Source organism: Mesorhizobium sp. B1-1-1 (assembly GCF_006442955.1).
GTDB lineage: Bacteria > Pseudomonadota > Alphaproteobacteria > Rhizobiales > Rhizobiaceae > Mesorhizobium.
This window is the reverse complement of record NZ_VFWW01000004.1, coordinates 256,098-269,993: the sequence shown is the minus strand read 5'-3', so window position 1 is coordinate 269,993 and position 13,896 is coordinate 256,098. Positions and strand designations below refer to the sequence as shown.

Annotated in this window: 11 protein-coding genes; 5 read left to right on the top strand and 6 right to left on the bottom strand. The window is 65.1% G+C overall.

Annotated features, from left to right (window positions below; all coding sequences use genetic code 11):
- Nucleotide 1: 1 nt before the first annotated feature.
- The 6 genes from FJ986_RS09600 to FJ986_RS09575 form a co-directional block, all read right to left on the bottom strand.
- Nucleotides 2-838, bottom strand: coding sequence for an ATP-binding cassette domain-containing protein (locus tag FJ986_RS09600; protein ID WP_140556782.1), 837 nt, complete (start codon nt 836-838; stop codon nt 2-4).
- Nucleotides 831-1,709, bottom strand: a complete 879-nt coding sequence (locus tag FJ986_RS09595) for an ABC transporter ATP-binding protein (RefSeq protein WP_140674103.1) — start codon at nt 1,707-1,709, stop codon at nt 831-833. Before FJ986_RS09595 ends, FJ986_RS09600 begins: the two co-directional genes overlap by 8 nt.
- Complete coding sequence (locus FJ986_RS09590) at nt 1,706-2,554, bottom strand: ABC transporter permease (RefSeq protein ID WP_140496967.1); 849 nt, start codon at nt 2,552-2,554, stop codon at nt 1,706-1,708. The genes FJ986_RS09595 and FJ986_RS09590 overlap by 4 nt, the downstream gene beginning before the upstream one ends.
- On the bottom strand, nt 2,547-3,554 hold the full coding sequence (locus FJ986_RS09585) for an ABC transporter permease (RefSeq protein WP_140564904.1): 1,008 nt from the start codon (nt 3,552-3,554) through the stop codon (nt 2,547-2,549). Before FJ986_RS09585 ends, FJ986_RS09590 begins: the two co-directional genes overlap by 8 nt.
- A gap of 89 nt (nt 3,555-3,643) precedes the next feature.
- Nucleotides 3,644-5,173, bottom strand: a complete 1,530-nt coding sequence (locus FJ986_RS09580) for an ABC transporter substrate-binding protein (protein ID WP_140674101.1) — start codon at nt 5,171-5,173, stop codon at nt 3,644-3,646.
- A gap of 112 nt (nt 5,174-5,285) precedes the next feature.
- On the bottom strand, nt 5,286-6,860 hold the full coding sequence (locus FJ986_RS09575; RefSeq protein ID WP_140556777.1) for an NAD(P)/FAD-dependent oxidoreductase: 1,575 nt from the start codon (nt 6,858-6,860) through the stop codon (nt 5,286-5,288).
- Between the two features lie 118 nt (nt 6,861-6,978).
- Between FJ986_RS09575 and FJ986_RS09570 the strand changes: the two genes are divergently transcribed.
- From FJ986_RS09570 to FJ986_RS09545, 5 genes are all read left to right on the top strand, one after another.
- The gene (locus tag FJ986_RS09570; RefSeq protein ID WP_140674099.1) at nt 6,979-7,770 is read left to right on the top strand and encodes a cyclase family protein; all 792 of its coding nucleotides are present in this window, start codon (nt 6,979-6,981) and stop codon (nt 7,768-7,770) included.
- A 296-nt stretch (nt 7,771-8,066) separates the two neighbouring features.
- The gene (locus FJ986_RS09560) at nt 8,067-9,638 is read left to right on the top strand and encodes an NAD(P)/FAD-dependent oxidoreductase (RefSeq protein WP_140674097.1); all 1,572 of its coding nucleotides are present in this window, start codon (nt 8,067-8,069) and stop codon (nt 9,636-9,638) included.
- Nucleotides 9,638-10,120: a MarR family transcriptional regulator gene (locus FJ986_RS09555; protein ID WP_140496955.1), complete on the top strand. Its 483-nt coding sequence runs from the start codon at nt 9,638-9,640 to the stop codon at nt 10,118-10,120. Before FJ986_RS09560 ends, FJ986_RS09555 begins: the two co-directional genes overlap by 1 nt.
- A 45-nt stretch (nt 10,121-10,165) precedes the next feature.
- Nucleotides 10,166-12,319 (top strand): indolepyruvate ferredoxin oxidoreductase subunit alpha, encoded by a 2,154-nt coding sequence (locus FJ986_RS09550; protein ID WP_140674095.1) that lies wholly within the window; start codon nt 10,166-10,168, stop codon nt 12,317-12,319.
- A complete protein-coding gene (locus FJ986_RS09545) occupies nt 12,312-13,895 on the top strand; it encodes an indolepyruvate oxidoreductase subunit beta family protein (protein WP_140564895.1) in 1,584 nt (527 codons plus the stop codon). The genes FJ986_RS09550 and FJ986_RS09545 overlap by 8 nt, the downstream gene beginning before the upstream one ends.
- The last annotated feature ends 1 nt before the right edge of the window (nt 13,896 follow it).

Here is a 13,896-nt window from a genome sequence, read left to right as displayed (position 1 = left end):
TTCATGTCGGAGCCTTGGCAGCGGAAGGAATATCCAGCCAGCCGTCGTCGATTTCGGGCAGTGGGATGGCCGCGATCAGGTCGCGCGTGTAGGTCTGTCGGGGATTTTCGAAGAGAGCGTCCGTCGCGCTCGCTTCGACGATCCTGCCTTCGCGCATGACGATGACCTGCCGGCACAGCCGCCGGATGACCGACAGATCGTGGCTGATGAAGGCGACCGTCAGCCCCATCTCCTCCGCCAGTTTCTCCAGAAGGGTGAGGATCTGCGCCTGCGTCGAGACGTCGAGGCCGGAGACGATCTCGTCGGCCAGCACGAATTTCGGCGCCAGCGCCAGCGCGCGCGCTATGCCGACGCGCTGGCGCTGGCCGCCCGACAGTTCGTGGCGGTAGCGGCCGGCGAAGCTCTGCGGCAGGCCGACGCGCTGCAAGGCCTCGGCCACGCGGTCCCTGAGATTGTCGCCAAGCCCGTTCTGCTTCAGCGGCGCGGCAATGATGCTGGCAATGGTGCGGCGCGGGTTGAGCGACGACATAGGATCCTGGAAGATCATCTGCAGATCGCGGCGCAGCGGCCGCAACTCCGCCTCCGGCAGATGCGTGATGTCGAGGCGCTCGAAGCTGATGCTGCCGGCGCTGGGCTCCAGCAGTCGTACCAGGGCACGGCCGAGCGTCGACTTGCCGGATCCGGACTCGCCGACGATGCCGGTCACCGATCCCTTGGGCAGGTCAAAGTCCAGGCCTTTTAGGATTTCCGCCAGCGGCGCGCGGCCGATCAGCGGCTTGCGGGTCATGTCGGGCAGCGCGACTTTCAGGCCGCGCACGGAAAACAGCGGCTCAGCCATGCGGTCGCCTCCACGCCTGGTCCGCGGCCGCAATCTCCGCGGCAAGCCCGGCCAGCACTGCCTCGTCGACCGGCTTTAGCGAGGCGAGGGGATCGGTGTAGCGCGGCGTTGCCGCCATCAGTGCCCGTGTGTAGGGGTGCTGCGGTGCCGCGAAGAGGGCAGCTGTTGCGGCCTCTTCCACGACCTTGCCGGCATAGAGCACCGAGACCTTCTGGCTGATCTTGGAGACGACGCCGAGGTCGTGGGTGACGAACAGGATCGCCGTGCCGTGCTCGCGCTGCAACGCAGCGATGAGCCGCAGGATCTGCTTCTGCACGGTGACGTCGAGCGCCGTGGTCGGCTCGTCGGCGACGATCAGCCGGGGCTCGGCGGCGAAGGCTGCGGCGATCAGCACGCGCTGGCGCATGCCGCCGGAAAGCTCGTGCGGGTAGCTTTTCAGTACCCGGTCGGGGTCACGGATCTGCACCTCGTCCAGCAATTGCCGGATGCGGGTTTCGGCCCTCTCGCCGCTCCAGCCGAGGATGCGCACCAGCCGGTCGATCGTTTGCGGGCCGATGCGGCGCGACGGGTTGAGCGCGGTCAGCGGATCCTGCGGGATCAGTGCGGTGCGCGCGCCGATCAGCGTGCGCCGTGCCTTCGGGTTGAGCTTGCCGAGGTCTTCGCCCTCGAGCCGCATATCGCCCTCGACGATGCGCACGCTCGACGGCAAGACGCCAAGTACCGCCTTGCCGATCATCGTCTTGCCGGCGCCGCTTTCACCGACCAGTGCTCGCACTTCGCCGGGCTGCACGGCAAGCGACACCGAGCGCAGCACGCGCTGGCCGTTCGGCAGCACGGCGCTCAACTCCTTGATATCAAGACAGGCGCTCATCGCAGCACCGGATCGAAACGTGTCTTCAGCGCCTCGCCGAACTGGCTGAACGACAGCACGGTCAGGATCAGCGTGATCAGCGGGAATACCAGCACCCACCAGGCCTGGTGGATCGACAGCCGGCCCTCGGCGATGATGCCGCCCCAGGTCGGGTCGTCGGTCGAGATCGACAGGTTGACGAAGGACAGGATCGCCTCGACGATGACGGCGATGCCCATTTCCAGCGACAGCAGCGCCACGATCGATGGCACCACATTGGGCAGCACTTCGCGCAGCATGATGCCGATGCGGCCATAGCCGGCGATGCGGGCGTTCTCGACATAGTCCATGCGCGACTGGCCCATCGCCTCGGCGCGGATGACCCGGCAGAAACGCGTCCAGTCGATGATCGCGATCGCCAGGATGACAGAGCTCAAACCCGTGCCGAGCACGGCAACCAAAAGGATGGCGAACAGCACCGGCGGGAATGCCATCCAGACATCGACGATGCGCGAGATGATGCGGTCGGCCCAGCCGCCGAAATAGCCAGCGATCAAGCCCAGGGTCGAGCCGACAAGGCAGGCGGCGCTGGCGGCGGCGAACGCAACGATGAAGGCGATGCGCCCGCCGAAGATCAGGCGTGACAAGAGATCCCGGCCGAGGCTGTCGGTGCCCAGCCAATAGCCGGGCTCCGCGCCATCGAGCCAGAACGGCGGCAAACGCTCGAGCATAAGATCCTGCGCGAGCGGGTCCCGCGGCGCGACCAGCGGCGCCAGGATCGCCGCCAGCAGCACCAGCAGCAGCCAGCCGCCGGCCAGCCAAAGCCTGGCGCTTGAGCCGTGTCTCGAGATGCGGCTCTCATCCATGGCGCAGCCTCGGATTGAGCAGGGCGTACATCATATCCACCGCGAGATTGATCAGCACGAACAACAGCGCGAAGACCAGCACGATGCCCTGGATCAGCGGCAGGTCGCGGTTGATGACCGCGTCGATCGCCATGTTGCCGAGACCCTCATAGGAAAACAGCCGCTCGACGATGACCGTGCCCCCGATCAGGAAGGTGAACTGCACGCCGACCAGCGTCAGCGTGGGCAGGGCGGCATTCTTCAGCGCCTCGCGCAGGATGACCTGCGTTTCCGAAAAACCCTTCACCCGCGCCAGCACGACATAGTCGAGGTCGAGCACTTCCTTCAGCGATTGTTTCAGTAGCTGCGAGATGATCGCCGCCAGCGGCAATGCCAACGCCACTGCCGGCATAAGCATGTGCTTCAGGAGATCCCATGTGAGATCGAGGCGGAGCCGAAGCAAGCTTTCGAACAGATAGAACTGGCTGACGAAGGGCAGGTCGAGTTGCGGCGAGACCCGGCCGGAAATGTCGAAGATCGGCACCAGCACCCCGAACAGCAGGATCAGCACCAGGCCCCAGAGGAAGTCGGGAATGGAAAGTGCCGCCCCGCTGGCGATGTCGATGCCGGCTTCCACCGCCGTGCCTCGTTCGCGGGCGCCGAGGATGGCCGTCGTCCCCCCGATCGCCACCGCCATGATAAGCGCGACGATGGCGAGTTCCAGCGTTGCCGGCAGCCGGTTGAAGACAAGCCCGAGCACGTCTTGCCGCAGCGAGATCGAGGTGCCGAAATCGCCTTTGACGACGCCGGACAGCCAGATGAAGAACTGCTCGACAATCGTCTTGTCGAGGCCGTAGAGCGCCCGCAGCCGGGCGATGTCGACATCGGTCGCGCCGGGCGGCAGCATCATGGCGATCGGATCGCCGGGAGCGATGCGGATCACGACGAAGACGACGACGGCCACGCCGAACAGCGTGATCAGCATCGTCAAAAGACGGATCAGGAATCGTTGCAGGAGCATGTAAATCTTTGCTGGAGCCCGGAGGCTCGTATGCCGAAAGAAGATGCGCGCCGTCGCTATGGACGGCGCGCGGCAAACCCGGGCCGATATTAGGCCGGGGTCATCAGGGCCGGTAGCAGCGCGCCGGACACATGCTGGACGACGTTGACACCCTTGGCATGAACGATTGGCTGCGCGTACTGCATCAGCGGCAGCACATAGGCCTGCTCGGCGATATATTTGTCCACCGCCTTCCAGCCGGCGATGCGCTTGGCCTCGTCCTTCTCACCCCACAGCGGGTTGATCATGTCGATCAGATCCTGGCTGTCCCACACCGAGTGCGGGCTCGGACCATACATGGCAAAACCGGTCGAGGTGGTCGGGTCGCCGATGGCATTGCCCCAGTTGTAGAAGGCCGCCGGCGCCAGCTTGTCGGCGGCGCGCAGTTCGTAGTGCTTGGCGATCTCGTAGACCTCGATCGTCGCCTCGATGCCGACCTTGCGCCACATGCCGACGATCGCCTGGATCATCTCGTAGTCCTTGGGCTTGAAGCCCTTGGTCGTCTGGATGGTGAACTTGACCGGCTTTTCCGGCGAATAGCCGGAAGCGGCCAGCAATTGCTTGGCCTTTTCCGGATTGTGCTCGACCTTGATCGACGCGTCGTAGGCCGCGTATTCCGGCGTTTCCAGCGTGGCGAGCGGCTGGCCGTAGCCGCGCAGCAGCCGCTTGACCAGAAGCTCCTTGTCGACCGCCATGACGGCTGCCTGGCGCACGTTCTTGTCCAGCATCGCCTCGACGTCGTTGAAGAAGATCATGCCGATGTCGGAAACATTCTTGATCGAGCCGGCAAGACCGTCCTTGGCGATCAGGCGGTCATACTCCTCATAGGGAATCTCGAGCGTCACCTGCGAGGAGCCGGACTCGATTTCGGCGACACGGCTCGCCGCGTCTGTGACGAATTTGATCGTCACGTTCTCGAATGCCGGCTTGCCGCCCCAGTACTTCGGATTGGCCTTCAGCCGCAGGAAGGCGTTGCGTTCGAACTTCTCGACCATGTACGGGCCGGTGCCGATCGGAGCCTTTTCGAAACCTTCGGCGCCCACCTTCTCGTAATAGGCCTTCGGCATGATGTAGCCCGTGAGGAACGACATCCACTTGAAGTAGACCGGGTCGAACTGCACGACATCGCCCGTGATCTTGTTGCCCTCGATCTTGAAGTTGTTGACGTTCTTCCACACGAACTGGATCGGGTTGCCGGTCTTTTCATCGCCGGCCCGCTGCAACGACCAGACCACGTCCTCGGGCGTGAACGGCGAGCCGTCATGCCAGGTTACGCCCTCGCGCACCGTCATCATGATCTTGGTGCGGTCGTCATTCCAGCCCCACTCGGTGAGCAGCCCCGGCGCGAAGGACAGGTCCGGCTTCTGCGGGATGAACTGATCGAACACCGACTGGTAGAGGCCCTGGATGGTCGGGTTGACCGCCGAAGGTCCGGTGGTCGGATCCCAGGACGGCAGGTTGACATTGTAGGCGATGGTCAGTTCGCCGGCCGCCGCCCCGGCGATCTTCGGCAGGCCGATGGCCGTCGCCCCGAGTGCGGCGGCACCGTATCCGAGCAATTTGCGTCTGTTGATTGTCATGGTCGTTCCCCTTGTTGGTTTTTCTGTTTTCCGTGCACGGCTTCGTTGTTTGATCAGTGGGTTCCCTGGGCAACCGTACCTTGCCTTGCTCCACCCCAATGCCTTTCGGCTGCTACCTCCCGCCAAGCTGTTGCGCCAGCATGAAGCCCGAGGCGGCACCCGTGCCGGCGCCCGGCCATGTGGCGGCACCGGTGAGATGCAGATTGGCCACAGGCGTGTTCCAACCGGCGTAGCCGCGTGCCGGGCGAAACAGGAAATTCTGTGCCAGGTGGTGGCTACCACAAACCTGGTCGCCGCCGACGAGGTTCGGGTTCTCGCGCTCGAGGTCGATGGGCGAGAATACGGCCTGGCCAAGGATCTTGGCTCGCAGGCCGGGCGCGTAGGTTTCGACGATGTCGAGCACGCGCTCGGCATAGCGATCCTTGACCTGATCCCAATGCGCGGGCGTGATCTTGCCGGCGGCGTCGCCAAGGATTTCTGCCGGCAGCATGCGCACCTGCACCCACAGCACATGCTTGCCTTGAGGCGCGCGCGACGGATCGACCGCGGTTGGTTGGCCGAGGACCAGCACCGGCTCGTCCGGCAGCACGCCCGCCATCGCCTGCTGATAGGTGCGCGACATGGCGTCGAGCGACGGTGACAGATGCACATAGGCGAACTGCCGCAACTCGGCGCCGGCGCGCCAGTCCGGCAGATCGTCCAGCGCCAGATGGATCATCATGGTGCCCGGCGCGTGGCGGAATTTTTGCATCGCCGTGTCGAAGCCGGCGTCGCCGGAACCGTTGGGCAAAAGCGTGCCGGCCAACGCCTTGGGTGCAACGCCGGCAATGACCGCCCTGGTGGCCGTGTGCGTCTCACCGGACTTGAGCCGCACACCCGTCGCCTTGCCGGCCGAAACCGTGATTTCGGCCACCTCGGCGTTGGTGAAGATCTTGCCGCCGGCGCCCGTGACCATCCCCGATAAGGCACGAATGATGGTGTGGGCGCCGCCCTTGCCCAGCACCATGCCGAAACTCTGGTTGGCCATGGATTCCAGATAAGGGAACACGGCACCGCCTGCGATGTCGGGCGCAAAGTCGAGATGCATGCCCCAGGTGGCGAGCGTCGCCCGCACATGGGGCGACTCGAAAGTCTCCTCCAGCCACGCGCGGGGCGAGGAAAGCAGCAGGCGCCCGGTATCGAGCGCGCCGGTAAGGCCCTTCTTGCGCCAAAGGTTCCACACCGTGCCGGCAAGGGCGCGGGCGCTCATCGGTGACCCCAAGAGGCGAAACAGATGCTCTGCTTCCGCCGGGAAGGCGGCGACCAGCTTGCGCCACGTGGCGGCATCGGCGGCGGAGAAGGCAGCCATGCGCGCGGCCGTCTTTTCCAGATCGTTGCTGACGCCGAACCAGCGTCCGTCCGGGAAGGCGCTGGCGAAACAGTCGGCGACCGGCGCGAATTCCAGCCCGTGGGCGTTCAATTCATTTGCATATTTCCGGTGGAAGGCCGAGCCGGCGAACAGGCTCAGATTCATCGCACCGAAATCGTGCCGAAAACCCGGCAGCGTGAACTCGCGGGTCTGGACGGCGCCGCCGATCGTTGCACTGCGCTCAAAAACCCCGGTTTTCCAGCCTTTGAGTGCCAGATGCGCGGCGCAAGCCAGACTGTTGTGGCCCGCCCCGACAAAGATGGCGTCGAACTCGCTCACGCCCCGCACCCATTTCCTTTATGCTTAAAGATAATTGCAGATGCATATGTTTTCGTCTAGTAGGATATTAAGGGCCGAAACGAGCCTTCAGCACATCAGACAAGAGGGAACAGAGACCATGGACACGCAACAACTCCTCGGCGAATTCGCCGGCCAGCTTCTTTCAGGCGCCATCAAGGTGGTCGACCTGTCGGCGCCGCTCGGTCCTGACACGCCGCTGATCAAGCTGCCGCCGGAACTTGCCGTCGACACGCCGAAGGTCGAGATCCATAACATCTCCCGTTACGACAAGAATGGTCCCTGGTGGGCCTGGAACTGGCTGAAGCTCGGCGAACACTCGGGCACGCATTTCGACGCGCCGCAGCACTGGATCAGCGGCAAGGATTATCCGGATGGCGCCACCGACACCATTCCGGCGCAGAACTTTATTGGTCCGGTCAATGTCATCGACTGCTCCAAGGAAGCCGCCGCAGACCATGATTTCCTGCTCACCGTCGATCACATCAAGGCGTGGGAAGCCAAGCATGGCGCCATCAAATCAGGCGAATGGGTGGTGATGCGCACCGACTGGTACAAGCGCAACGGCTCGGAAGCCGAATTCCTCAACGCCAACGAGACCGGCCCACACACGCCCGGCCCGACGGCGGAAGCAATCCAGTTCCTGATCAGCAAGGACATCAAGGGCTGGGGCTCGGAGACGATCGGCACCGATGCCGGCAAGGCCGGCGGCATGGAGCCGCCATTCCCGGCCCACACGCTGATGCACAAGGCCAACCGCTACGGCCTGGCCAGCCTGTGCAACCTCGACCAGTTGCCGCCGAAGGGGGCCATCCTGATCGCCGCGCCGCTCAAGATCGAGCACGGCACCGGCAGCCCGATCCGCGCCCTGGCGCTGGTGCCGGGCAAATAGGGCGAAGTGGATCTTCGGGAGAAGATCATGCGCGCGGGCGATGCGATAGGGAGGCAGGTTGGCGGCACTCGCGCCCTACGGCGCCCCCCTCTGTCCTGCCGGGCATCTCCCCCACTTGGGGGGAGATTGGCGGCTCGGGCGCCGCATACCATCCTGCGACGTTGGAAATTGGCGAAAGCCGAGATGACGGCCAATCTCCCCCCTTGTGGGGGAGATGCCCGGCAGGGCAGAGGGGGGCGCCGTAGAGCGCTGTCCCACGCAATTGAATCCCACCCGCCGACGAAAAGCCACCGCCAATGAACGCCCCCGACCACATCATCGTCGGCAGCGGCATCAACGCGCTGGTCTGCGCGGCGATGCTGGGCGGCAAGGGCGCAAAGGTACTCGTGCTGGAGCGCAACGACCGCATTGGCGGCTGCATGCGCACCGAGGAAATCACCGCGCCCGGTTTCATCCATGATGTGATGGCGACGACATTCGTGCTGTTCATTACCTCGCCGGCTTACGCGGCGCTGGGCAAGGACTTGGCCCGGCATGGCCTGGAGTTCTGTCACGCGGCCACCCCGACGGGGGTGCTGCGGCCCGACGGCAGCCATGCCGTGCTCAGCACCGACCGCGCCGCCAACATCGCCGCCTTCAATGCGATCGCCGCAGGCGACGGCGACCGGCACGCCGAGGATGTCGGCGGCATCGAGCGCAATGCCGGGCTGCTGTTCGGCCTGCTCGGCGGCAGCCTTTGGTCTTATCCGACAATGAAGCTGCTCGCCGGTGATGCCTGGCGGCGGAGCCCGCGCGGGCTGGCCGCCTTTCTCGGCGATGCGCTGGTGCCGGCGCGCGGATGGCTGGAAAGCACCTATCGGTCCGAAACCATACGCGCGCTGTGGGCACCGTGGGTGCTGCATGCCGGACTTGGGCCGGAAGATGCTTTCTCCGGCCAGATCGCCAAGGTCATCGCCTTCGCGCTGGAGGCTGCGGGCGCGCCGATCGTCAAGGGCGGGGCGAAGAACCTGCTGTCGGCGTTCGAGGCGCTTGTCAAAGAGCGCGGCGGGGTCATCTCCACCGAGGCCGACGTTGCCTCGATCATCCTGACCGAAGGTCGCGCCACCGGAGTGCGATTGGCCTCGGGCGAGACCGTCAATGCGAAGAAGAGCGTCATCTGCTCGGTCACGCCAACGCAGCTTTACGGTCGGCTGCTCGGCAGCGACAGCCCCAGGAATGACATCGAGGCGACGCAAAAATACCGCTACGGCAAAGGCAATTTCCAGATCCACTATGCCCTCGACAAGCCGCCTTCATGGCGGGGCCAGGGGTTGGACAAGGTGGCGCTGCTGCATCTGACGCCTGGGTTGGACGGTGTGTCGAAGGCCTGCAACGAGGCGACGCGCGGCATGCTGCCCGAAGTGCCGACCATCTGCGTCGGCCAGCCGCACGCGCTCGATCCCTCGCGCTGCCCGCAAGGCAAGGCGATCCTGTGGCTGCAACTGCCCGAGGCTCCCCGTCACATCAAGGGTGATGCCGCCGGCAAGCTGCAGGCGCCGGCGGACGGGCAATGGACCGACGCGCTGCGCGAGGCCTATGCCGATCGCGCCGAAGCGATCCTTGCCAGTCATATCGATGGCTTCAAGGACAGCGTCATCGCGCGCCGCGCCTATTCGCCTGCCGATCTCCAAGCGATGAACATCAATCTGGTCGGCGGCGACCCCTATGGCGGGTCCTCGACCGTCGACCAGTCCTTCCTGTGGCGACCGTTCAAGACCAGCCGCAATCACCAGACCGGCATCAAGAACCTCTACCATATCGGCGCCTCGACCCATCCGGGCGCGGGCCTCGGCGGCGGCTCCGGCTTTCTCCTGGCGGGGAGACTATGATGGAGCAGAAAATCGCGGAAAAGCGCCAGCGCATATCGACCTTGGGTCAGATCGGCCTGCAGCAATTCGCGCCCTATCTGATGAACCGCATCATGGGCCGCTACAACGCCACCTTGCGCGACGATTTCCGCAAGCAGGGCCTGACCATTTCGCAGGTGCGGGCGCTTGCGGTGCTGTCGGTCACCGACGGCGTCACCGTCAACGACCTCTCGGTCTATACGGTGATCGAGCAGTCGACCTTGAGCCGCACGCTCGACACGCTTGAGGGGCAGGGGCTTGTGCGGCGCGAGCAGGGGGTTAGCGACAGCCGCATCCGCCATGTGTTCCTGACCGACGAGGGCCGCACCGAGTTCACCCGTGCCTGGCCGGCCATGCATGACGCTTTCGAGGCCATGTTCGACGATGTCGACGATGCCGAATATGCAGCGCTGATCGCGACATTGCAGAAGATGCTGAAGAACATTCGCAAGCACGACATCTAGAGCTACGCGCCGCCGAAGCCGGGCGGCAACGGAAGGAGGCCAAAAATGGCCGAACGGTCTTTTGCCAAGGAAGTCGAAAAGCTGAGGCTCGGCGCGGGCGAGGAATTTGCCGGCGAAGGCATCCTCGCCATCACCAAGGCGCTGCTGCAATGCGGTGTCGGCTATGTCGGCGGCTACCAGGGTGCGCCGATCAGCCATCTCATGGACGTGCTGGCCGACGCACAGGACATTCTGGGCGAACTCGGCGTGCATTTCGAGGCGAGCGCCTCGGAAGCCACCGCCACCGCCATGCTGGCGGCCTCGGTGCATTATCCGATCCGCGGCGCGGCGACCTTCAAGTCGACGGTCGGCACCAACGTCGCCTCCGACGCGCTCGCCAACCTCGCCTCCGGCGGCGTCACCGGCGGTGCGTTGATCATCGTCGGCGAGGACTATGGCGAGGGCTCCTCGATCATGCAGGAGCGCAGCCATGCCTTCGCCATGAAGAGCCAGGTCTGGCTGCTCGACCCGCGCCCGAACCTGCCCTCGATCGTCAAGGCCGTGGAAGACGGCTTCGAGTTGTCCGAGGCCTCCAACACGCCTGTCATGCTGCAGGTGCGCATCCGCTGCTGCCATGTCCATGGCCATTTCACCGCCAAAGACAACAAGCGGCCGCCGATGACGGTGGCCGATGCGCTGGAGGCGCCGCGCCGCGACACCGGCCGCATCGTGCTGCCGCCCGCTTCCTTCCTGCACGAGAAGGAGAAGGTCGCGAAGCGCTGGCCGGCGGCGGTGGATTTCATCAAGAGCCGCAAGATCAACGAGATCTTCGGTTCCGATCACGGCTCCGTCGGCATCGTCATGCAGGGCGGCATGTACAATTCCGTCATCCGCGCTTTGCAGCGGCTCGGCCTTGCCGACACCTATGGCGAGACCGACGTGCCGCTCTACGTGCTCAATGCCGTGTATCCGTTGATCGACGACGAGTTTCTGTCCTTCTGCGAAGGCAAGCAGGCGGTGCTGGTCGTCGAGGAAGGCCAGCCCAACTACATCGAACAGGCCTTTGCCGCCATGCTGCACAAGGCCGGGCGTGGCACCCGCCTGGTCGGCAAGGAGCACCTGCCGATGGCCGGCGAATATACCGGCCAGGTCATGCTCGACGGCATCGGCGCCTTCCTGCGCACCGAGGCGCCGCATCTTCTGCCCGGCGAAGTGCGGGCTCCCAACAAGGTCGGCGACGGCGTCGACACGGCGGACCTGATCAATGTCGTTCCAGGTCGACCGCCCGGTTTCTGCATCGGCTGCCCGGAGCGGCCGATCTTTGCCGCGACAAAACTGGTCGAACAGGAACTCGGCAAGCACCACATCGCGTCCGACATCGGCTGCCACCTGTTCTCGATCATGCCGCCCTTCGAACTCGGCGCCACCACAATGGGCTACGGGCTCGGCCCGGCCTCGGCCTCGGCCTTCAATTCGCCCGACGCCAAGCGCCGCTCGATCTCCTTCGTCGGCGATGGCGGCTTCTGGCACAATGGCCTGACCTCCTCGATCGGCAATGCGGTGTTCAACAAGAACGACGGCGTCATCGTCATCGTCGACAATTTCTACTCGGCCGCGACGGGGGGACAGGATATCCTGTCGTCTCGCGCCGGCAACAAGACCAAGTCGACGAAGCATCCCATCACCGAGGCCGTGAAAGGCATGGGCGTCAAGTGGCTGCGCCATGTCGACCGCACCTATGACGTCGGCAAGATGCAGGACACGCTGCGCGAGGCGCTGACCACGGACGAGAAAGGCCCGAAAGTCATCGTCGCCTCGTCGGAATGTATGCTCAACCGCCAGCGCCGCGAAAAGCCCCTGGTCGACAAGGCGATCAAGGGTGGGACGCGCATCGTTAAGCCGAAGTTCGGTGTCGACGAGGATATCTGCACCGGCGACCACGCCTGCATGCGGCTGTCCGGCTGCCCGTCGCTGTCGGTGAAGTCGCTCGACGATCCGCTGCGCGACGATCCTGTCGCAAGCATCGACCAGAACTGCGTCGGCTGCGGCAATTGCGGCGAGGTCGCCGATGCGGCGGTGCTGTGCCCGTCCTTCTATCGCGCCGATGTCGTGCACAATCCGAGCCGCTGGGACCGTTTCCTCGAGAGCGCCCGGCGCGCCGTCATCGGTCTTTTGCAGCGTCGCCGCGAAGGCCGCCGTCTGGTGTTCGCCGATGCTTGATCACAACGCCTCATTACGCCCGAAGACAGGCGCCGCCGACGACGAACGCGTTATCAAGCTTGCGGTGCTTGCCGTCGGCGGCCAGGGCGGCGGCGTGCTTGCCGACTGGATCACCGACGTCGCCGAGCGCAACGGGTACGTGGCGCAATCGACCTCGGTGGCCGGCGTCGCCCAGCGCACCGGCGCCACCATCTACTATGTCGAGATGGCCCGTGACACCGGCCGCCTGCCGGTCTTCGCGCTGTCGCCCTCGCAAGGCGACGTCGACATATTGATTGCCGCCGAGCTGATGGAAGCCGGCCGCGCCATTATCCGCGGCTTTGTCACTCCCGACCGCACGACGCTGATCACTTCCTCGCACCGCATCGCCGCCGTATCGGAAAAGATCGAGCCCGGCGACGGCAGGGCGTCGTCGTCGAAGGTGCACGCGACGGCTGAAGCCGCATCGAAGCGCTTCATCGCTTTCGATATGGAAAAGATCGCCGCCGACAGTGGCTCGATGATCTCGGCCAGTCTGCTTGGCGCGCTGGCCGGCTCCGACGCTCTGCCGTTCACGCGCGAAAGCTACCAGGAGGCGATCGGCGCCGGTGGCCGCGGCGTCAAGGCCAGCCTCGCCGCCTTCGCCGCCGCCTATGATCGCGCGCGCGGCACGGCATCATCCGCTGCGCCAAAACCGGCGGAAGCAGCTGTCGTCGGCTCCGCCCTGGCCGCTGGACAGGTGAGTGGCCCGCAAGACCTCCTGCGAGGCTGGCAGGCCCTGGCCGCCCGCATCGACGTGATGCCCGTGGCGGTGCGCGACATGGCGCTGCGCGGTCTGCGAAAGGTCGTGGACTATCAGGACATTGCCTACGGACGCGAATATCTCGACCGCCTGGACAAAGCCGTCGTGCTGGACGGGCCTGATCGAGCCTATGCCCTCTCGATCGCCGCCGCCAAGCATTTGGCGAACGCCCTATGCTACGACGACATGATCCGCGTCGCCGACCTGAAGACGCGCTCGACCCGCGACAGGCGCGTGCGCAAGGAGGTCGGCGTCAGGGATGGCTCGGTCCTGCAGGTGACCGAGTATTTCCATCCGCGCATCGAGGAGTTCTGCGGCACGCTGCCGGCGGGGCTGGGCAGCTACATCGAGAACCGGCCGAAGCTCGCCGCCTTCCTTGACCGTCGCATCAATCGCGGCCGGCGCATCCGTACCGATAGTTTTGCCGGTTTCACCGCTCTGTGGTTCATCGGCGGCCTGCGCCGCTGGCGCCGCCGCCTGCTGCGCCACAAGGTAGAAGCCGCGCATCTGGAGAGCTGGTACGCGCTGGCGCTGGGCCATGCGCGTGAGGACTATGCGTTGGCCGTCGAGATCCTGAACTGCCGCCGGCTGATCAAGGGCTACAGCGACACCCATGTCCGTGCCCAGTCGAAGTTCGACCGCGTGCTGTCGGCGCTCGACCTGCTCAAGGGGCGCGCCGACGCCGCTGACTGGATCAGGCGGTTGCGCGAGGCGGCGCTGAAGGACGAGAAGGGCGACATGCTCGACGGCGCCCTCAAGACGGTGGCGACGCTGGGAGCCGGGCCGACACACTGAG